Annotated in this window: 16 protein-coding genes and 1 pseudogene; 8 read left to right on the top strand and 9 right to left on the bottom strand. The window is 72.1% G+C overall.

What is annotated here, in order from left to right; genetic code table 11:
* Nucleotides 1-81 precede the first annotated feature (81 nt).
* The 4 genes and pseudogenes from infB to rimP form a co-directional block, all read right to left on the bottom strand.
* The gene (gene infB, locus ACN26Z_RS08985; RefSeq protein ID WP_282239644.1) at nt 82-3,054 is read right to left on the bottom strand and encodes a translation initiation factor IF-2; all 2,973 of its coding nucleotides are present in this window, start codon (nt 3,052-3,054) and stop codon (nt 82-84) included.
* Nucleotides 3,055-3,147: 93 nt separating this feature from the next.
* Nucleotides 3,148-3,478, bottom strand: a pseudogene (locus ACN26Z_RS08980) (YlxR family protein).
* 16 nt (nt 3,479-3,494) lie between these two features.
* Nucleotides 3,495-4,538 carry a transcription termination factor NusA gene (gene nusA / locus ACN26Z_RS08975; protein ID WP_421460650.1) on the bottom strand — a complete coding sequence of 348 codons (1,044 nt, stop codon included), beginning with the start codon at nt 4,536-4,538 and terminating at the stop codon, nt 3,495-3,497.
* Nucleotides 4,535-5,176, bottom strand: a complete 642-nt coding sequence (gene rimP, locus ACN26Z_RS08970; RefSeq protein ID WP_282239646.1) for a ribosome maturation factor RimP — start codon at nt 5,174-5,176, stop codon at nt 4,535-4,537. The genes nusA and rimP overlap by 4 nt, the downstream gene beginning before the upstream one ends.
* Before the next feature lie 168 nt (nt 5,177-5,344).
* Here rimP and ACN26Z_RS08965 point away from each other — a divergent pair, with 168 nt between their 5' ends.
* The 7 genes from ACN26Z_RS08965 (at nt 5,345) to ACN26Z_RS08935 (ending at nt 11,827) form a co-directional block, all read left to right on the top strand.
* A complete protein-coding gene (locus tag ACN26Z_RS08965; protein ID WP_170863281.1) occupies nt 5,345-5,848 on the top strand; it encodes a hypothetical protein in 504 nt (167 codons plus the stop codon).
* On the top strand, nt 5,845-6,300 hold the full coding sequence (locus ACN26Z_RS08960) for a ferritin-like domain-containing protein (protein WP_421460647.1): 456 nt from the start codon (nt 5,845-5,847) through the stop codon (nt 6,298-6,300). Before ACN26Z_RS08965 ends, ACN26Z_RS08960 begins: the two co-directional genes overlap by 4 nt.
* A gap of 87 nt (nt 6,301-6,387) precedes the next feature.
* Entirely contained in the window at nt 6,388-6,969 is a 582-nt protein-coding gene (locus ACN26Z_RS08955; protein WP_093401640.1) for a PadR family transcriptional regulator, read from the top strand.
* A 107-nt stretch (nt 6,970-7,076) separates the two neighbouring features.
* Entirely contained in the window at nt 7,077-7,781 is a 705-nt protein-coding gene (locus ACN26Z_RS08950; protein WP_210937377.1) for an ABC transporter ATP-binding protein, read from the top strand.
* Nucleotides 7,778-10,504, top strand: a complete 2,727-nt coding sequence (locus ACN26Z_RS08945; RefSeq protein ID WP_421460645.1) for an FtsX-like permease family protein — start codon at nt 7,778-7,780, stop codon at nt 10,502-10,504. The genes ACN26Z_RS08950 and ACN26Z_RS08945 overlap by 4 nt, the downstream gene beginning before the upstream one ends.
* A 28-nt stretch (nt 10,505-10,532) precedes the next feature.
* Entirely contained in the window at nt 10,533-11,012 is a 480-nt protein-coding gene (locus ACN26Z_RS08940; RefSeq protein WP_093401642.1) for a nitroreductase family deazaflavin-dependent oxidoreductase, read from the top strand.
* Nucleotides 11,013-11,107: 95 nt separating this feature from the next.
* Entirely contained in the window at nt 11,108-11,827 is a 720-nt protein-coding gene (locus ACN26Z_RS08935) for a nucleotidyltransferase domain-containing protein (RefSeq protein ID WP_421460644.1), read from the top strand.
* A 1-nt stretch (nt 11,828) separates the two neighbouring features.
* Here ACN26Z_RS08935 and ACN26Z_RS08930 read toward each other — a convergent pair whose 3' ends face one another.
* Both ACN26Z_RS08930 and map read right to left on the bottom strand, forming a co-directional pair.
* Nucleotides 11,829-12,545, bottom strand: coding sequence for a VIT1/CCC1 transporter family protein (locus ACN26Z_RS08930; protein ID WP_093401643.1), 717 nt, complete (start codon nt 12,543-12,545; stop codon nt 11,829-11,831).
* Complete coding sequence (gene map, locus ACN26Z_RS08925; protein ID WP_093401644.1) at nt 12,542-13,399, bottom strand: type I methionyl aminopeptidase; 858 nt, start codon at nt 13,397-13,399, stop codon at nt 12,542-12,544. Before map ends, ACN26Z_RS08930 begins: the two co-directional genes overlap by 4 nt.
* 94 nt (nt 13,400-13,493) lie before the next feature.
* Between map and ACN26Z_RS08920 the strand changes: the two genes are divergently transcribed.
* On the top strand, nt 13,494-13,808 hold the full coding sequence (locus ACN26Z_RS08920; RefSeq protein WP_232511028.1) for an STAS domain-containing protein: 315 nt from the start codon (nt 13,494-13,496) through the stop codon (nt 13,806-13,808).
* 20 nt (nt 13,809-13,828) lie between these two features.
* Here ACN26Z_RS08920 and ACN26Z_RS08915 read toward each other — a convergent pair whose 3' ends face one another.
* From ACN26Z_RS08915 to ACN26Z_RS08905, 3 genes are all read right to left on the bottom strand, one after another.
* A complete protein-coding gene (locus ACN26Z_RS08915) occupies nt 13,829-17,536 on the bottom strand; it encodes a SpoIIE family protein phosphatase (RefSeq protein ID WP_421460640.1) in 3,708 nt (1,235 codons plus the stop codon).
* A gap of 174 nt (nt 17,537-17,710) precedes the next feature.
* Nucleotides 17,711-18,478 carry a 3-oxoacyl-ACP reductase gene (locus ACN26Z_RS08910; RefSeq protein WP_093401647.1) on the bottom strand — a complete coding sequence of 256 codons (768 nt, stop codon included), beginning with the start codon at nt 18,476-18,478 and terminating at the stop codon, nt 17,711-17,713.
* 2 nt (nt 18,479-18,480) lie between these two features.
* Nucleotides 18,481-19,836 (bottom strand): aldehyde dehydrogenase family protein, encoded by a 1,356-nt coding sequence (locus ACN26Z_RS08905; protein ID WP_421460638.1) that lies wholly within the window; start codon nt 19,834-19,836, stop codon nt 18,481-18,483.
* Nucleotides 19,837-19,890: the final 54 nt, after the last annotated feature.

The following is a 19,890-nucleotide window of genomic DNA, read 5'->3' as shown; positions in this document are numbered from 1 at the left end:
CACTACCCGCACCCCACCCCGCATGATCAAGGGGTTTACGCCGGCCGGCGTAAACCCCTTGATCAGTGCGTCACCGCAGGATCAGGCGCGAACCTTCTCCCGCATCTCGAAGGTCTCGATCACGTCGCCGACCTGGACGTTGTTGTAACCACCCAGAGTCAGACCACACTCGAAGCCCTCCCGGACCTCCGTCGCGTCGTCCTTGAACCGCTTGAGCGAGCTGATCGTGAGGTTGTCCGCCACGACCGTGCCGTCACGCAGCAGGCGCGCCTTCGCGTTCCGTCGGATGACACCCGACCGGACGATGCAACCGGAGATGTTGCCGATCTTGGACGAGCGGAACACGTCGCGGATCTCCGCAGTGCCGAGCTCGACCTCCTCGTACTCCGGCTTGAGCAGGCCCTTGAGCGCCGCCTCGATCTCCTCGATGGCCTGGTAGATGACCGTGTAGTACCGGATCTCCACGCCCTCGCGGTCGGCCATCTCGCGGACCTTGTTGGAGGCCCGCACGTTGAAGCCGATGATCGTGACCGGCTCGGACGACGCGCTCGCGAGCATGATGTTGCTCTCGGTGATCGCGCCGACGCCCCGGTCGAGGACCTTGAGCTGAACCTCCTCGGGAATGTCGAGGTTGAACAGCGCGTCCTCCAGGGCCTCCACCGAACCGGAGACGTCACCCTTGAGGATGAGGTTGAGCGACGTCTTCTCGCCCTCCTTGAGCTGCTCCATGAGCGTCTCGAGGGTGGCCCGGCCACGGGAGTTGGCGAACGCCGCCGCCCGGCGACGGGCCTGCCGCTGCTCGGCGATCTGCCGCACCGTGCGGTCGTCCGCCGCAGCGAGGAAGGTGTCGCCCGCCCCCGGCACCGCGGTCAGACCGAGGACCATGACCGGACGCGCCGGACCCGCCTCGGTGACCTGGTTGCCGTTCTCGTCGAGCATCGCCCGGACCCGGCCGTGCGCCCCACCGGCGACGATCGAGTCGCCCGCCCGCAGGGTGCCCTTCTGCACCAGCACCGTCGCGACCGCACCACGGCCCTTGTCCAGGTGCGCCTCGATGGCCACACCCTGCGCCGGCCCGTCGGTCGGAGCGGTCAGCTCCAGCGACGCGTCGGCGGTGAGCAGCACCGCTTCGAGCAGTTCCTCGATGCCGGTGCCGGGCTTCGCGGCCACGTTGACGAACATGGTCTCGCCGCCGTACTCCTCGGCGACCAGGCCGTACTCGGTCAGCTGCTGGCGGACCTTGTCCGGGTTCGCCTCCGGCTTGTCGACCTTGTTGACCGCGACCACGATCGGCACCTCGGCCGCCTTGGCGTGGTTCAGCGCCTCGATGGTCTGCGGCATGACACCGTCGTCGGCCGCGACCACCAGGATCACGATGTCCGTCACCTGGGCACCACGGGCACGCATGGCGGTGAACGCCTCGTGACCCGGGGTGTCGATGAAGGTCACCGCGCGGTCCTCGCCCTCGTGCGGCACGTGGACCTGGTAGGCACCGATGTGCTGGGTGATGCCTCCGGCCTCACCGGCGACGACGTTCGCCTTACGGATCGCGTCGAGCAGCTTGGTCTTACCGTGGTCGACGTGACCCATGACGGTCACCACCGGAGCCCGGCTGACCAGGCGGTCCTCCGCGACCTCGGCGTCGAGGTCGATGTTGAACTGCGCGAGCAGCTCGCGGTCCTCGTCCTCCGGGCTGACGATCTGCACGTTGAAGCCGAGGTGCTCGCCCAGCAGCAGCAGCGTGTCGTCGGAGCACGACTGGGTCGCGGTGACCATCTCGCCCAGGTTGAACATCTCCTGGACCAACGAACCCGGGTTGGCGTTGATCTTGTCGGCGAAGTCCGACAGCGAGGCGCCGCGGGAGAGCCGAACCGTCTGCCCCTGACCCCGGGGAGCGCCCGAGCTCATGGTCGGGGCCGACAGGTTGTCGAACTCCTGTCTGCGCTGCTTCTTGGACTTGCGACCACGGGTGGGCTTGCCACCCGGACGCCCGAAGGCGCCCGCGGCACCACCGCCACGACCACGGCCGCCGCCACCGGGACGACCGCCGCCACCGGCCGGCGCACCCGGGCGGAATCCACCGCCACCGCCGCCACCCGGACCGCCACGGTAGCCACCGCCACCGCCGCCACCCGGACCGCCACGGTAGCCACCGCCACCGCCGCCACCCGGACCACCGCGGTAGCCACCGCCACCGCCGCCGCCCGGACGACCGGCACCGCCGCCGGGACGACCGGCACCCGGGCCACCGGGACGACCCGGACGCTGGCTCGGCATGGAGGCCGGGCTGGGCCGCGGCGGCATCGAGGCCGGGCTGGGCCGCGGCGGCATCGAGGCCGGGCTGGGACGGGAACCACCGGCACCGGCGGCCGGTGGCCGCTGCTGCTGGCTGCCCTGGATACCGAAGGGGTTGTTACCGGCGCCACGCGCCGGCGGGCGACCCTGCCGGCCACCCGGACCCGGGTTGGTGGCACCGGGACGACCCGCAGCCGGAGAACCCGGGCGGGGCGGCATCGTGCCGGGACCGGGTCGAGGACCCGGACGGGCACCACCGTCGGCCGGGGGCTCCCGGCGGACGTTGTCCCGCTGCTGCTGGCGGGCGGCCTGGGCGGCCTTGACCGCGGCCTCCTGCTCAGCCTTCAACGCGGCGGCGCGCGCCTCGGCGGCGGCCACCTCAATGTCGTGAGCACTCGCCGGCTTGGCGACCGGGGCCGCCGCTGGCGGCGGACCGGGCACCGGACCCTTCGGCTTCGGCCCGGGCACCGCCGGACGCCGTGGCGGCGTCGGCTTGGCGGTGACCCGAGGCTCGCCGGGGGTCGGCGACGGGGTCGGTGCTGCCGCCGTCGGAGCCGGTGCGGCCGGCGGCGCGGCCGCCGGGGCACCGGGCCCACCCGAGGCGACGAACGCGCTGCGCAGCCGTCGGGCGACAGGCGCCTCTACGGTGCTCGACGCGGACTTGACGAACTCGCCCATCTCCTTGAGCTTGGCGAGTACGGTCTTGCTTTCGACCCCGAGCTCTTTTGCAAGCTCGTGTACGCGGGCCTTACCTGCCACTGCACTCCTCACTCCGAGGTCGTGCGGGCAGCACCCGCAGCGACCTCACTCGTGCACTTGAAGCCTGATCATTTCTGGGACTTCATCGTGTGCTCATGTCGGTCGTCCTACCTTGCTAGCGGCCCTCGTCCGGTCGGGTGACCGGACGTGGTGGTTGACGCGTCAGGTGCTCCGCGAGGGCCCCGTCATCCGGAACCCCGGCGATGCGCAGCGCGCGCCCGAAGGCACGACGCCGCACTGCCTGCGCGAAGCAGGCCGGATCCGGGTGCATGTTCGCTCCCCGACCCGGCAGCCTGCGGGCCGGATCAGGTCGGAGGCTGAAACCAGCCTCGTCGCCAATCGCGACAATCCGCAGCAATTCACTGGACGGTGCGCGCCGTCGACAACCCACACAGGTGCGCTCCGGCAGCGCGCGTCGTGCCACTGGTGAAAGTCTACCCCTAGCTACCCGACACCGCTCCGCCCGGTTCCCGGACGTGATCAGCTTCGGATTGCCCGGCGGGGTTGGCCTGTTCGGCGTCGGAGCGAATGTCGATCCGCCAACCGGTCAGTCGGGCAGCAAGCCGGGCATTCTGCCCCTCCCGCCCGATCGCGAGCGACAGCTGGAAATCCGGCACCGTCACCCGCGCGGCCCGGTTGGCCAGGTCGACCACCTCGACGCGGAGCGCCTTGGCCGGGGAGAGCGCGTTACCGACAAAGGTCGCCGGGTCGTCCGACCAGTCGATGATGTCGATCTTCTCTCCGTGGAGTTCACTCATCACCGCCCGGACCCGCTGACCCATCGGACCGATGCAGGCGCCCTTGGCGTTCACCCCGGCAGCGGTCGAACGGACCGCGATCTTCGTACGATGACCCGCCTCGCGGGCGATCGCGCCGATCTCGACAGTGCCGTCGGCGATCTCCGGCACCTCCAGAGCGAAGAGCTTCTTCACCAGGTTCGGGTGCGTACGGGACAGCGTGATCTGGGGACCACGCATTCCCTTGGCCACGTGCACCACCACGCAACGGATCCGCTCGCCGTGGGTGTACCGCTCGCCGGGCACCTGCTCCGACTGCGGCAGCACCCCCTCCAGCTTGCCCAGGTCGACGGTGACGATGCCCTTCTCGGCCCGTGCCTCGTGCGCCTGCACCACCCCGGTGACCAGGTCACCGTCGCGGCCGACGTACTCACCGAAGTGCACCTCGTCGGTGGCCTCCCGCAGCCGCTGGAGGATCACCTGCTTGGCGGTCATGGCGGCGATCCGGCCGAAGTCGTGCGGGGTGTCGTCCCACTCCCGCTCCACGGTGCCCTCGGTGCCCAGCTCCTGGGCGTAGACAAGTGCCGCGCCGGTCTTCCGGTCGATCTCCACCCGGGCGTGCGTCTGAGCACCCTCGGTGTGCCGGTACGCGGTCAGCAGCGCGGTCTCGATCGCCGCGAGGATCGTGTCGAACGGGATCTCCCGCTCGCGCTCCAGTGCGCGCAGCGCCGCGAGGTCGATGTTCACCTCTCCTCGTCCTCCACATCGTCATCGTCGTCGACGTCTTCTGATTCGGCCAGCTCGTCGAGGCGGGTGAACTCGACCTGTACCCGGCCCGGACCGAGATCGGCGTAGGCCCACTCCGCGCGGTCCGTGTCGGTCTCCAGCACAACCCGCTCGGTGTCGGCGTCTACCACCCGCCCGGTGACCTGCCGGTCACCGCCGGGCTGCCCGGACGGCGTGTTGCCACGCACGGTCACCCGGACCAGCCGCCCCACGTTGCGGCGCCAGTGCCGGGGCAGCGTCAACGGGCGGTCCACGCCCGGCGAGCTGACCTCGAGTTGGTACTCGCCCGCGACGATGTCGCCGCCGCTCTCCTCGGCCGCGTCCAGGGCGGTGGAGACCGCGCGCGACACGTCGGCCACCGCGTCCAGGTTGATCCCACCGTCGGCATCGACGATCACCCGCACCACGTGCCGGCGGCCGGCTCGGGAGACGGTGAGGTCCTCCAGGTCGTAGCCGGCGGCCTGCACCACGGGCGCGATCACCGAACGCAGCCGCTCGCGGCGGGCGGCGAGGTCACCACGGGAGGTCTGGCCCGCGCGTGCAGCCTGGCCACCGCGGGGTCGCCCCGTCGTCCTGGTGGCACGGCCACGCTGCGTCATCCGAAGTACCCTTCCGCTGCTCGCCGACGCCATGCCGGCACGCCACCGGTGCGGACGCGCCGGTGGCTGCGCAGAGCGTAACGCGCCGCCCGGACGACGGCCCGGGCGGCGCACCGACGCCACCGCCGGACACCCGTCACGCCGATGGTGTTGACTTGTCCGGTGGCGATGGGCAGAACGACTTGGCAGGACGAATCGTCCGAGCTTTCCCGCCGCGGCCTCCTGCGGGCCGGTGCGCTGCTGGCGCTCGGCGGGGCCGCCGCTCCGCTGACCGGTTGCGGCCTGCTCGACCGCGACGAGCCACCGCCGCAGCCCGATCCGCTCGCGCCGCTGCTGGACGAATCGCGGCGGCTCGCGGCGGGACTGCGCGCCGCCGCCACCGCCCATCCCGATCTGGCCGCCCGGCTGCTCCCGCTTGCCGAGTCACACGAGGCGCACGCCGCAGAACTGGCCGGGCTGACCGGTGTGGCGACCGCCTCCGCCACGCCCACGGCGGGCCCGTCGGCCACGCCGCCGACGGATCGCTCGGCCGCGCTGGCCGAGCTGCGGAAATCCGAGCGCGCCGGCCGGGAGGCGGCGATCCGGGCCTGTGCGGCGGCGCCCGCCGAGCGCGCCGCGCTGCTCGGCTCGATCGCCGCCGCCCGCGCGACCCACCTGGAGGCGCTGCGATGAGCGAGCGTGGCGGGCGAATCATCAGCGAATCCGCCGAGGCGCTCGCCAGCGCCCTCACCGCCGAGTACGCCGCCATCTGGGCCTACGGCCCCGTCGGGGTACGACTCATCGGCGCCGAACGCAAGGCCGCGGTGGAGGCGGAGGCATCTCACCGGGCCCGCCGGGACGCCCTGGTGGTGCAGCTGAGCAGCGGCGGCGGCAACGTCCCGCCGGATCAGGCCGGATACGCGTTGCCCTTCCCGGTGATCGACCGGGCCAGCGCGCTGCGCCTCGCCGTGCAGGTGGAGGAACGCACTGCGGCCTTCTGGCGCGCAGCGCTACCGGTCAGTTCCGGCGCCGAGCGGGAGCGCGCCCTGGCCGCCCTGGTGGAGTACGCGGTACGGGCGACCCGCTGGCGGCGCAGCGCGGGGATCACCCCGTTGACCGTGCCGTTCCCGGGCCGCCCCGGCTGAGCCGGGCCCGCCTGACGCACCGGGCGTAGGCCAGCTCACGTCCGCGCCGGTTGCGGGTCGGCATACCAGGTATGCATACTCCGGTCCATGTCCATCCGCCACGGCCTGCTCGCCCTGCTCGAACGCGGGCAGATGTACGGCTATCAGCTCAGGGCCGCCTTCGAGGAGTCGACCGGCGCCACCTGGCCGCTGAACATCGGGCAGGTCTACACCACCTTGTCGCGGTTGGAGCGGGACGGTCTGGTCAGGTCGCTGCCGGAGAGCGAAGCCGGACAACGGCCGTACGAGATCACCGACGCCGGGCGGGCCGACCTGGCCCTGTGGTTCGCCACCCCGATCAGCCGCAGCGACCGCCCGCGCGACGAGTTGGCGATCAAGCTGGCGCTGGCGTTGACCACCCCCGGAGTGGATGTCCGTTCGGTGGTCCAGACGCAACGGACGGCCACCATGCGAACGTTGCAGGAGTTGACCCGGCTCAAGTACTCCAGCGACCGTCCGGAGGATCTGCCGTGGCGGCTGGTGCTGGACGCGATGGTGTTCCAGGCCGAGGCCGAGGTGCGCTGGCTCGACCACTGCGAGAGCAGCCTGGTACGGCACCGCCCCCCGGCCGCCGGCCCAGCGCCCCTCTCCGAGGCGGTGGGCCACAGTGGTGAGGAGGCACGACGGTGACCGCTCCCGGGGGACGCAAGCCAGCCGCCCCCGACCCCCCGGCCGCCTCCGACTCCACCACCTCGGACGGAGCCGGTACCCGATCAGCCGGCGACACCGTACTCGACCTGCGTGACGTGCACCGCACCCACGGCAGCGGCCCGGCGGCGGTGCACGCCCTGCGCGGAGTGAGCCTGGCCGTACGCCCCGGCGAACTGGTCGCTGTGATGGGCCCTTCCGGTTCCGGTAAGTCCACCCTGCTCACCCTGGCCGGCGGGCTGGACAGCCCGACCGCCGGTGAGGTGCACGTCGAGGGGCAGCCGCTGCACGCCCTGGATCGGCGTGGGCTGGCCAGGCTGCGCCGCCGCCGCATCGGGTACATCTTCCAGAACCTCAACCTCATCGGCAGCCTGACCGCCGTGGAGAACGTCGCTCTCCCCCTCGAACTGGACGGCACCGGGGTACGGGCGGCCCGCCGGCTGGCGCTCGACGCACTGACCGAGGTGGGTCTGTCGGAGCTGGGTGACCGGTTCCCGGACCAGCTCTCCGGTGGCCAGCAGCAACGCGTCGCCATCGCTCGGGCGTTGGTCGGTCAGCGGCGCCTCGTGCTGGCCGACGAGCCGACAGGTGCGCTGGACTCGCAGACCGGGGAGGCGGTGCTGCGGTTGCTGCGTCGCCGGGTCGACGCGGGGGCCGCCGGGGTGCTGGTGACCCACGAGGCGCGCCATGCCGCCTGGGCCGATCGGGTGGTCTTCCTGCGCGACGGCGTGACGGTCGACTCGACGGCCCCGCTGGCCGGCGTGGAGGCCCTGCTCAGCGGTAGCGGCCGGTGAGCGATCGGCCGTCCCGGCTGACCAGCGGTGCACGGCTGGCCGAGACGCTCGGGTCGTGGCGGGCCGCGCTACGCATCGCACGCCGCGAGGCGAGACGGGCCCGTGGGCGTACCACCCTGGTGCTAGCGATGATCGTCCTGCCGGTGCTGGCGTTGAGCTTCGTCGCGGTCAGCGTCGACATGGCCCAGCTGACCCCGGGCGAGGAGTTGGATCGTCGGCTCGGCAGCGCCGACGCGGAACTTCGGGTGGTCGGGCGCGGCCCGGTCGAGCAGAGCTCCGACGGCAGCGGCTGGACCTCCGGAGACCGGGACCAGCCGCTCACCGCCCCGGTCAGCGCCGAGCACGTCGCCGCGCTGCTACCCGAGGGCAGCCGGGTGCTGCCGATACGTCGCTGGGTGCCGTTCAGCGCCTGGCAGGGTGACCGGATCCGCGACGACATCGCTGCCACCGCGATCGACCTGACCGACCCGCTCGGGCGCGGCCTCGCCCGGATCCACCGGGGCCGGGCACCGGCCACCGCCGACGAGATCGCAGTGAACCTGGCCGCCCGACGCAGCCTCGGTGTCGACCTCGGGGACCGGATCGCCGCCGGAGACGGCAGCCGCACCTGGACGGTCGTCGGCGTGGCCGAACTCCCCGAGCGACTGACCGCGATGGTCATCCTGCACCCCGCCGGAGCGCCTCCGGAGACCAACCCCGACGAGGTTTTCCTGGCCGATCTGTCCGGCCCGCTCACCGACGACGTCTTCCGGCAGCTCAACCACAACGGCATCGTGGTAGCCGCCCGCGTCCCCGCGCCGCCCGGAAAGCTGACCCAGTACGTCGGCTCGCGAATGAGCGGAATGAACGTGGAGGCGGTCAGCACCGGCGTGCTCGTCGGCGGACTCGGCCTGCTCGAAGTGGTGCTGCTGGTCGGGCCGGCGTTCGCCGTGGGAGTACGCCGTCGGCGACGGGAACTGGCTCTGGTGGCGGTCGCCGGTGGCGATGCGGTGCAACTGCGCCGAGTGGTGCTCGCCGACGGCGTGGTGCTGGGTGGGGTCGGCGCCGTGGCCGGGATCGCGCTCGGCGTGACGGCCGCCATCGCCGGCCGGCCCCTGGTCGAGGAGTTCATCTTCTCGCAGCGGTTCGGCGGCTACCGCGTCTGGCCCGCGGCCCTGGTCGTGATCGCGCTGGTCGCGGTGCTGGCCGGGGTCCTGGCCGCGCTGGCACCGGCGTGGACGGCCGCCCGGCAGGACGTGGTGGCCGGGCTCGCCGGTCGGCGCACCCCGCCCGCGCACCGACGCCGGTGGCTCGCCATCGGCGTCGCGCTGGCCGCCGGGGGGACCGTCGTGGCCGCGATCGGCGCGGTCGTCACCTCGCAGCCGGTCATCCTCGCCGGGCTGGTCCTGGGCGAGCTGGGACTGGTGTTCGCCACCCCGACGCTGGTGGGCCTGCTGGCCCGGCTCGGCCGGTTCCTCCCGCTGGCCCCCCGGATCGCCGTACGCGACGCCAGCCGCAACCGGGCGTCGGCCGCGCCGGCCATCTCCGCCGTGATGGCCGCGGTCGCCGGCAGCGTCGCCCTCGGCCTCTTCCTGGCCAGCGACGACGCCCGCACCGACCAGCGGAACCGGGCGCTGCTGCCGGAACGCACCGTGCTGGTCACCACCGGCGGCGATCCCGCGTCGGATCGGCCACCCACCCTCGACGAGATCAGCCGCCCGGCCCGGGAACTGCTCGGTGCCGACACGATCGCCCCGCTGGTGGCGGCCGGCTGCTCGCCGGACTTCTACGCCTGCACGATCACCGCGACCATGCCGGCCGAGCGCGTCTGCCCCTGGCAGCCGTACGAGCCACTCAGCGCGGCCGACCAGCTGCGGGCCCGCGCCGATCCCCGCTGCCAACACGGCGACGACGAGCTCCAGAGCCCGTACCTGCGGGTCGCCGTGGACGACGGCACCACGCTGCGGCTGCTCACCGGGGTCGCACCGGCCGAGGTCGAGGCCGCCACGGCCACGCTGCACTCGGGCGGCGCAGTGGTCACCGACGCCCGCTTCCTGCGCGACGACCGCCTGGATCTCCGGGTCGAGCACGGCGACGAGAAACGGCCGGCGGACAGCGTCACCGTGCCCGGACACGCGCTGCATACCGGGCTCGGTGAGCACTGGCTGGTGCTCTCCCCCACCGCCGCCGACCGACTCGGGCTCACGACCCGGCAGGTCGGCTGGGCGTTGGACGCCCAGCAGCCACCGGACCAGCAGCGGCAGGACGAACTGGCCGCCGTACTTCGCCCGCTCGGCTCCGCGGGAGTCGCGGTGGAGCGGAATCAGAACCACGACGACACCCGGCCGCTGCTGCTCTTGCTGGCGGCGGTCTCCGCCGTGGTCACCGTCGGGGCCGCCGGTATCGCCACCGGTCTGGCCGCCGCCGAGGGACGAGCCGACCTGTCCACCCTCGCCGCGGTCGGTGCGGGACCAGGCGTACGCCGTCTGCTGTCGCTCTGCCAGGCCGGCCTGATCGCGGTGCTCGGCTCGACGTTGGGCATCGTCGCCGGACTCGCCTCGGCCCTGATTGTGCTGGCCTTCACCAACCGGCGGTACGCCGACAGCTGGCCGATCGAACCGCCCTACCCGCTGGTGATGCCCTGGCTCACCCTGGCTGTGCTGGTGGCGGTACCGCTGGTGGCGATGCTCGGCGCGGCGCTGTTCACCCGGTCCCGGCTACCTGTGGAACGCCGTCTGGACTGACCGGTACCTGACACCGCAGACTGTGCGGATGTCCGTGCTGGGAAGCCTCACCCGCCGGGTCGGTCGGTACCGCTGGTTCGGTGCCACGGTCCGGTTGCTGGTACCCGTCGACCGGGCCGTCGGGCGGCTGACCCGGGGCCGAGTGGTCGCCCTCGGGCTCGCACCGTCGCTGGTGATCACCACGACCGGCCGCAAGTCTGGTCGGCCGCGCAGTAACCCGCTGCTCTACGTGCCCGACGGCGACGGGTACGTGGTCGTCGGGTCGAACTGGGGCCAGGCCCACCAGCCGGCGTGGTCGCTGAACCTGCTCGCCGAGCCGAGGGCCGAGGTGGACGTCAAGGGTCGCCGGATCCCGGTACGCGCCGAGGTCGCCACGGGCGCCGAACGCGACCGGCTGTGGCGGCTGCTGGTCGACGAGTGGCCGGCCTACGAGACGTACGTGGAGCGGGCCGGTGGCCGGGAGATCCGGATCTTCCGGCTGGTGCCCGACGACACCCGCCGCACCTGACCCCCGTCGCGGCTCGGCCGAAGGCCCGAACACAGGCGTTAGGGTGTGCGTGACCGACAGGTCGCTGTGGGTGGCGCGAACGCGGGGTGGTCGGCGTGGACGGTGTCCAGGAACACCGGGACGATCCCCGATGGGACGTGGCCGAACGGGTCGCCGCGGCCATCCGGCGGCGGTTCCCGGCCGAGGTGCTCGCGGTCGCGGTTCACGGTCCGCTGGCCCACGGCGACGACGACGGCGGTGGCGACAGTGAGGTCGGGATGCTGGTGGTCACCTACCGGCCCGGCACCGGCCCACCGACGGCGACCCGCCGGGTGGACGGCGTACTTGTCGACCTGACCGTCGTGGCCGCCGAGGAGCGGCTCCGCCAGGCCCGGCAGTTGACCAGCCGGTGGCCGCTGACCGCCGACCGCTACGTGACCACCCGGGCCCTGCACGACCCGACCGGATGGCTGGCCACCCTGCGCGACGAGCACCTCGGCCGACTGGCCCGGGCGCGCCCGGCCGAGTTCACCTCGGCCGCCCGCAGGGCGTGGTACAGGGGCAGCGCCGCGCACGCCCGGGCCGCCCGGCTGGCCGAGTGGTACGAGACGGACCAGGCCCTGCTGATGCTCGGCGAGGCCCGGCTCGGCGCGGCCACGGTCAGCGGACTACTCAGCCGCACCTACTTCCGGGATCCGGGCGACGCGGTACGGCGGACCGGGCTGGCCGGGGCGGACATGACCGAGGTGGGTGCGGTGCTGGCCCGCCAGTCGGCGGAGCTCACCGCCCGTGGCCGCCCGATCGACGGCACCATCGACGACCTGCTCGACGGCTGACTCAGCCGAGGCCGCCCGACACCCCGATCAGCGCGCCGATCAGGTATGTCGCCACCGCTGCGGCGCCACCGAGCAGCAGTTGGCGCAGCCCGCCGGTCCACCACCGGCGGTTGGTGAACCGGGAGACGGCCGCACCGGCGACGAAGAGCCCGAGCCCGCCGAACGCCAGGGCCAGGGCCAGGCTGGTCGCCCCGAACAGGTACGGCAGCAGCGGCACCAACGCCCCGACGGAGAAGCAGAGGAACGACGAGAGCGCCGCCGCCCACGGGTTGGGTTGCTCGTCCGGGTTGACGCCCAACTCCTCCTGCACGTGCATCCGCAGCGCCTGCTCCGGGTGACGGCGTACCGCCTCGGCGACCTGGACGGCGAGGTCTTCCGGCAGGCCCCGGGCGATCCACAGGTCGGCAAGCTCGCGGGCCTCGGCCTCCGGGTGGCGCTCCAGCTCCCGTCGTTCCTTGGCCACCTCGGCGGCGATCTGCTCGTTGGCCGACCGCACGCTTGTGTACTCGCCGAGCGCCATCGAGATGGCACCGGCCACCAGGCCGGCGGTGCCGGTGAGCACGATGGTGCGGGGCGAGACGCCACCGCCGCCGACACCGGCGATCAGGGCGATGTTGGTGACCAGGCCGTCCATCGCACCGAACACGGCCGGGCGCAGCCAGCCGCCGGACACGTCGGCGTGATGGTGCTCACGCAGCGCCGCAGGGGTTTCGGTCACGGCAGTGTCAGGATCTCGTGGCCGTCCTCGGTCACCAGCACGGTGTGCTCGAACTGGGCGGTCCACCTGCGGTCCTTGGTGACCACCGTCCAGCCGTCGTCCCACAGGTCGTACTGGTAGGTGCCGAGCGTGATCATCGGCTCGACGGTGAAGGTCATTCCCGGCTCCATCACGTCGGTCGGGCGCGGGCTGTCGTAGTGCGGCACGTAGAGCCCGCTGTGGAAGGCTTCGCCGATGCCGTGACCGGTGAAGTCGCGGACCACGCCGTAGCCGAAACGCTTCGCGTACGACTCGATGACCCGGCCGATCACGTTGATCTGCCGGCCCGGGGCGACCGCCCGGATCCCCCGCATCATCGCCTCGTGCGTCCGCTCGACCAGCAGCCGGTTCTCCTCGGCTACCTCGCCGACGCAGAACGTCGCGTCCGTGTCGCCGTGCACTCCACCGATGTACGCGGTGACGTCGACGTTGATGATGTCGCCGTCGACAAGCGCGGTCGAGTCGGGGATGCCGTGGCAGATCACCTCGTTGAGGCTGGTGCAGCAGGACTTCGGAAAGCCCCGGTAGCCCAGGGTCGACGGGTAGGCCCCGTGGTCGATGAGGAAGTCGTGCACCACCCGGTCGATCTCGTCGGTGGTCACGCCGGGCTTGCAGTGCTCCCCCGCCAACTGCACCGCCTGGGCGGCGATCCGCCCCGCCAGCCGCATCTTCTCGATGGTCTCCGGGGTCTGCACGTGCGACCCCTGCCAGGGCCGGGGGGCCTTCTTGCCGACGTACTCCGGGCGGGCGATGTGGGCGGGCACCGGCCGCCACGGGGAGAGCGTGCCGGGGGTCAGCGGCGCACGGACGGTCATGACGCAAGCCTATCGCCGCCCGTGCAGTGACCCCCACCACCGGCAGCCCCGAGCGGTTGTTGCCCTACCACAAGCACTGTGTCAAGGTGTCTGCGTGGATCAAGGGGGCGCACCTCCCATCTTCTCCGCCAACGCGGAGACCGACGGTGATCACCTGAGCGTGGTGGTCACCGGCGAGGTCGACATGGCGACCGCCGACACCATGCTCGATACGGTGCTGCGGGAGCCAGCCGGCCGGGTGACACTCGACCTGCGGGCAGTCACCTTCTTCGACTCGGCGGCCATCCACGCGGTGGTCCGGCTCGCCGGCCACTACCCGGACGCGTTGACGGTGCTGCCGTCCCGACAGGTCAGTCGGGTGTTGGAGATCGCCGGTCTGGGGACTCAGCCCTGGCTGCACCCGGCCTGAGCCGCCCGACCGGCGCTCAACTACTCGCTCAGCTCCCGGCGCAGGGTGACCCGTGTCCCCTCAGGGGTGTGCTCGACCGAGAGATCCCCGAGTGCCCGGATCAGCGACAGCCCGCGACCCCGGAAACCCGATCCGGTCGACTCCCGCCACCGCCCGCTGTCAGCCACCGTCGCCACCACCGTACGGTCCTCGACCCGCACCTCGATCTCGATCACCGGCTCGGCCGGGTCGACCGGGTGCTCGATGGCGTTCGCCGCCGCCTCGGAAACCGCCACGGTCAGGTCGAACAGGTCCGTCTCGCCCACCCGGTGGGCGACCAGGAAGTCCTCCAGCCGCTTGCGCAGCACACTGAGCCGGGTCGGGTCGGCGGGCAGCCGCAGCGCGAACCTGTTGAGTTCGACCGCCTCCAAGGCCAGGACCGCGACGTCGTCCCGTCGGGGCCGGCCGGCGACCCGCGCCACCACCGCGTCGATCAGATCGGCCACGTGCTCACTGGAGCGGGCCGCGTCGGCGCGCAGCAGGGCCAGCGATTCGTCGATGCCGACCTGTCGGTCCTCGATCAGGCCGTCGGTGTAGAGCAGCAGCCGGTCACCGGCCCGCAGCTCGCCGGGGACGGTCTCGTACTCGGTGCCCGCGATGGCACCGACCGGCGGCCCGAGCGCCCGGCCGTGCAGGAACGCCACGTCGTCGCCCCGGATCAGCAGGGGCGACGGGTGACCGGCGCTGGCGTAACGCAGCCGACCCGTCCGAGGGCTGAACCACAGACAGAAGACCGTCGCGAACGAGCGTGACTCGGTGGAGCCCACCAGCCGGTTGAGTCGGGTCAACGACTCGCCGGGCTCGAAACCCTCCAGCACGTACGCGCGCAGCGCGTTGCGTAGCTGGCCCATGGCCGCCGCCGCCGGCACACCCTTGCCGACCACGTCACCGATGATCAACACGAGTTCGTCGTCGTCCCGGGCCACCACGTCGTACCAGTCGCCGCCCACCTCGACGTCCGCGCTACCGGGCAGGTAGCGGCTGGCCACCACGGCACCGGGCAACTGGGGCAGGGTGCGGGGCAGCAGGCTGTGCTGGAGGGTGGTGGCGATGCGGTGCTCGGCCTCGTAGAGCTGGGCGTTCTCCATGCGCGCCCCGACCAGGCGGGCGAGCTGGGTCAACGCGGCCTCGTCGGCGTCGGCGCTCTCGGCGGCCGGATGCCACACCCGCAGCTCGCCGAGCGGCTGGTCGGCCACTCCTGTCAACGGCAGGACGAAGGACGGCTCGGCGCTGCTGGCTCCACCGGCGTCGGCCTCGTAGCGCGCGCCGCCGGCGGAGACCGCCACCCGGACGGCCTCGGCGAGACTCAACGCATGGCGGGCGGCGACCTGGAGCACGTCGGCGGTGGATCGGGCGGTGTTGACCGCGACCGCCGCGTCCGCGAGGGCACGCAGCCGGCGGATGATCTGGTTACGCAGCTGACCGAGGGCCATGTTGGCGCGGACCCGGGCGATCAGCTCCTGCCCGGAGAAGGGCTTGGTGAGGTAGTCGTCGGCACCCACCGACAACCCGGCCACCTCCTCGGCGGAACCGGCGCGGGCGGAAAGCAGCACGATCGGTACGTACCGGGTACGCGGGTCCGCGCGCAGCGCGGCGACCAGACCGAAGCCGTCCAGGCGCGGCATCATCACGTCGGTCAGCACCAGGTCGAAGGCACCATCGGTGGCGAGGCGCAGCGCCTCCACCCCGTCGGCGGCGGTGCGCACCTCCCAGGTGGGCACGAGCAACTGGGTGACGTGTTCGCGCAGGTCAGGGTTGTCGTCGACGACGAGCACGCGGCCGGCGGGCCCGGCGGTGAGGGGCCGCATCCGTTCCGCCGAGGCGTCACCGTCGAGCGCGGTCGGGGCGTCGGCCGGTGCCGGGCGGGACGCGGCAGCGAGCGGACCGGCGGTCCACTGAGCGGTCTCGGCGACGAAGAGCGGGGCCTGCCGCGGCTCCCGCTCGGTGTGATCGGCGTCGGCCACCCGGTCGGCCGGCAGGTGCCCGGACCCGAACGGGATGGTGACCACGAAGGTGCTGCCGGCGTCGATCCGGCTCGTGGCGCTGACCCGTCCGCCGTGCATCTCGACCAGTTCCCGCACCAGGGCCAGGCCGATCCCGGTGCCCTCATGGCTGCGGGAGCGCACTCCCGGCACCCGGTGGAACCGCTCGAAAACGTGCGGAAGTTCCTGCGCTTCGATGCCCACCCCGGTGTCGGAGACCTCCAGTTGGGCTGCGCCGCCTACCGTACGGACCCGGATGCTGATCTCTCCCTCGAAGGTGAACTTCAGGGCGTTGGAGACCAGATTGAGGACGATCTTCTCCCACATGTCCGGGTCGACGAAGACCGGCTCCGCCAACGGCGGACAGTCCACCACCAGTCGCAGCCCGGCGCGCTCGGTGGCGGAGCGGAACGTGCTGGCCACCCGGGAGGTGTAGTCGGCCAGGTCGGTGGGCTCGTAGTGCGCCACCAGCCGCCCGGATTCCAGCCGCGAGAAGTCGAGCACCGTGTTGACCAGCTTCAGCAGCCGCAACGCGTTGCGGTGCATCACGGTCAGCCGCCGCGTGTGGTCCTCGCTGAGCCTCGGGTCGGCGAGCAGGTCCTCCAACGGGCCCAGCACCAGGGTCAGTGGCGTACGGAACTCGTGGCTCACGTTGGCGAAGAAGTTGGTCTTGGCCAGGTCCAGGGCGGCCAGCTCGGCGGCCCGGGCCCGTTCCTGCTCGTACGCCCGCTGTTTGCCGACCGCCCGGGAGATCTGCGCGGCGACCAGCTCGAAGAAGGTGCGGTAGTCATCGGTCAGCGGCAGCCGCCGGGCCATTCCCAGCACCAGCACCCCGACCGGTTCGTTTGTCGCGCTGATCGGGAGCACCACCGCCTCGTCGGCGGCATCGGGCGGAACCTGGCCGAGCAGCTCGGCGGTGGACACCACCGCACTCGCGCCGGTCGCGGCCAGCTCCATCAGCCGGGCGGACGGATCGACCGTGACGGTCACCGCACCGCTGGCCCCGGCCAGGCGCGGATGTCCTTCACCGTCACGCAGGTAGAGCAGCCCGAATGGGACGTCGGCCTGATGCCGGTCGAGCACCGCCGCCGCGACCTGGCCAAGTTCCTCGGTGTCCACCGGATCGGCCAGTTCCGAGCCGAGTTCGGCCAGCGCGCGCAGCCGGCGTTCGCTGAGCACCCGCCCGGTGGTCTCGCTACAGATGCAGAGCACCCCGCTGATCGCACCGTCGACGTCGCGGATCGGATCGTACGAAACGTCGAAGTAGACGTCCTCCACGAAGCCGTGCCGATCGAGCAGAAAGTGACGGTCCCGGGCCTGGTACGCCTCGCCGCCGTGCAGCACGTCGGTCAGCAGCGGCCCCAGCACGTCCCACGTCTCCGCCCAGTGCTCCCGGGCCGGCTCGCCGAGCACAGCGGGATGCTTGTCGCCGATGGTGGGCCGGTACGCGTCGTTGTAGAAGGCGCGTAGGTCCTCGCCCCAGAACATGGCGATCTGCGCCTTGGAGGCGAGCATCGTGCTGAGGGCGTTGCCGAGCGAAACAGGCCAACGGTCCGGTGGACCGAGCGGGTTGGCCGACCAGTCGCGGTCGCGCAACAGTGCGCCCATCTCACCGCCACCCGCGAATGCCGCCGCGAGCAGCGGAGACGTTCCACTTTCCGCTGCGGACGGCTGACCACCGTCCACGCCCCCCTGGGCCGAGTTCATGCAGCCTCCCCGGCCGTGTCCACGCCGCTCCCGATCACCAAATGCCCTGACCGCTCTCTACCCAGACGGATCAGCAACGTAACGCATACGGCGGTTCGGACGCTGTTCAGCTCCAGGTGAGCGTCGGTGGCGACCCCGGCCGACCGCGATCGCTCGTGATCGGTGTAAGTGAGATCACAGCGGGGTGACGTACGCGCCGGTGATCCCCCCGTCGACCACGAACTGCGCGGCGGTCATGAACGAGGCGTCGTCGCTGGCCAGGAAGGCCACTGCGGCGGCGATCTCGGTCGGTTCACCGAATCGACCCATCGGCACGTGCACCAGCCGGCGGGCGGCCCGCTCCGGATCGGCCGCGAACAGCTCACGCAGCAACGGCGTGGCCACCGGTCCCGGGCAGAGGGCGTTGACCCGGATGCCCTCCCGGGCGAACTGCACGCCCAGTTCCCTGGTGAGCGCCAACACACCGCCCTTGCTCGCGGTGTACGCGATCTGTGACGTCGCCGCGCCCATCAACGCCACGAAGGAGGCGGTGTTGATGATGGAACCTCGGCCCTGTCGGCGCATGTGCGGGATGACGTGCTTACAACACAGGTAGACGCTCGTCGTGTTGACCCGAAGCACCCGTTCCCAGGCGTCCAGCCCGGTCTCCAGGATGGAGTCGTCCTCGGGTGGCGAGATACCGGCGTTGTTGAACGCGATGTCCACCCGCCCGTACCGCTCGACCACCCCGTCGAAGAGGTCGCGTACCGCCGGCTCGTCGGCCACGTCCGCCGCGACGAAACTCCCGCCCACCTCGTCGGCGGCCCGTTGACCGGCCTCGGTGTCCACGTCGACGCAGACCACCCGGGCACCCTCGGCGGCGAACCGCCGGACGGTGGCCAGCCCGATACCGCTGGCCGCCCCGGTCACCACGGCCACCCGGTCCTGCAACCGTCCCGGCATGCTCACTCCTCCGTGTTGACGAAGACGTTCTTGACGTCGGTGAACGCGTGCAGGGCGTCCGGCCCCAGTTCCCGACCCAGACCGGAACGCTTCATCCCACCGAAGGGTGTCCAGTACCGCACCGAGGAGTGGGAGTTGACGCTCAGGTTGCCGGCCTCCACGGCCCGGGCCACCCGCAGCGCCCGGCCCACGTCGCGGGTCCAGATCGAGCCGGAGAGACCGTACTCGGTGTCGTTGGCCAGCCGGACGGCGTCGGCCTCGTCGTCGAACGGGAGCACCGAGACGACCGGGCCGAAGATCTCCTCCCGCCAGTGACGGTCGCCCGGGGAGTCGGCGAGCAGCACGGTCGGTGCGTGCCAGTACCCGGGGCCGTCGGGCCGCGAACCGGTGAACGCCACTCGCGAGCCGTCGACGTAGCCGGCGACCCGGTCCCGCTGCGCGGCCGAGATCAGCGGTCCCATCTCGGTGCTCTCGTCGGCCGGATCACCCACCCGGAAGGCGCGCACGGCCGGTTCGAGCAGTTCGAGGAAGCTGTCGTACACCCCGCGCTGCACCAGCAGTCGGGACCGGGCGCAGCAGTCCTGACCGGCGTTGTCGAAGACGGCGTACGGCGCGCTGGCGGCAGCCCGCTCCAGGTCCGCGTCGGCGAAGATCAAGTTCGCCCACTTGCCGCCCAGCTCCAGGGTCAGCCGCTTCACCTGGTTCGCGCAACCGGCCATGATCCGGGTGCCGACCTCGGTGGAGCCGGTGAAGCAGATCTTGCGCACGGCCGGGTGGCTGACGAACCGTTCACCGACCACCTCGCCCCGCCCGGGCAGCACGGTGAACACTCCCTCGGGCAGACCCGCCTGCTCCGCCAGCTCGGCCAGCCGCATCGCGGTCAACGGCGTCAGTTCGGCGGGCTTGAGCACCACCGTGTTGCCGGCGGCGAGCGCGGGCGCGAAGCCCCAGGCGGCGATGGGCATGGGAAAGTTCCACGGCACGATCACCCCGACCACGCCGAGCGGTTCGTGGAAGGTGACGTCCAGCCCGCCCGGCACCGGGATCTGCCGCCCGGTGAGCCGTTCCGGCGCCCCCGCGTAGTAGTCCAGCACGTCCCGCACGTTGCCCGCTTCCCAGCGGGCGTTGCCGATGGTGTGACCGGCGTTGGCCACCTCCAGCCGCGCCAACTCCTCCAGGTGCTCGTCCACCACCGCCGCGAACCGCCGCAACAGTCGCCCCCGGTCCCCCGCGCTCACCTGCCGCCACCGCTCGAACGCCCGCCCCGCCCGCTCAACCGCCGCATCCACCTCCCCGACGGAGCTCTCCCCAACCTCCCGCAACACCACCGCACGAGCCGGATCCCAGACCTCACCCACCCACCCTCACCCACCCACCCACTCCTCGCGATCTTGCACTTTCTGTCGGGGCAA

Source organism: Verrucosispora sp. WMMD703 (assembly GCF_049178935.1).
Lineage (GTDB): Bacteria > Actinomycetota > Actinomycetes > Mycobacteriales > Micromonosporaceae > Micromonospora > Micromonospora sediminimaris.
This window is presented reverse-complemented; position numbering and strand designations above follow the sequence as displayed.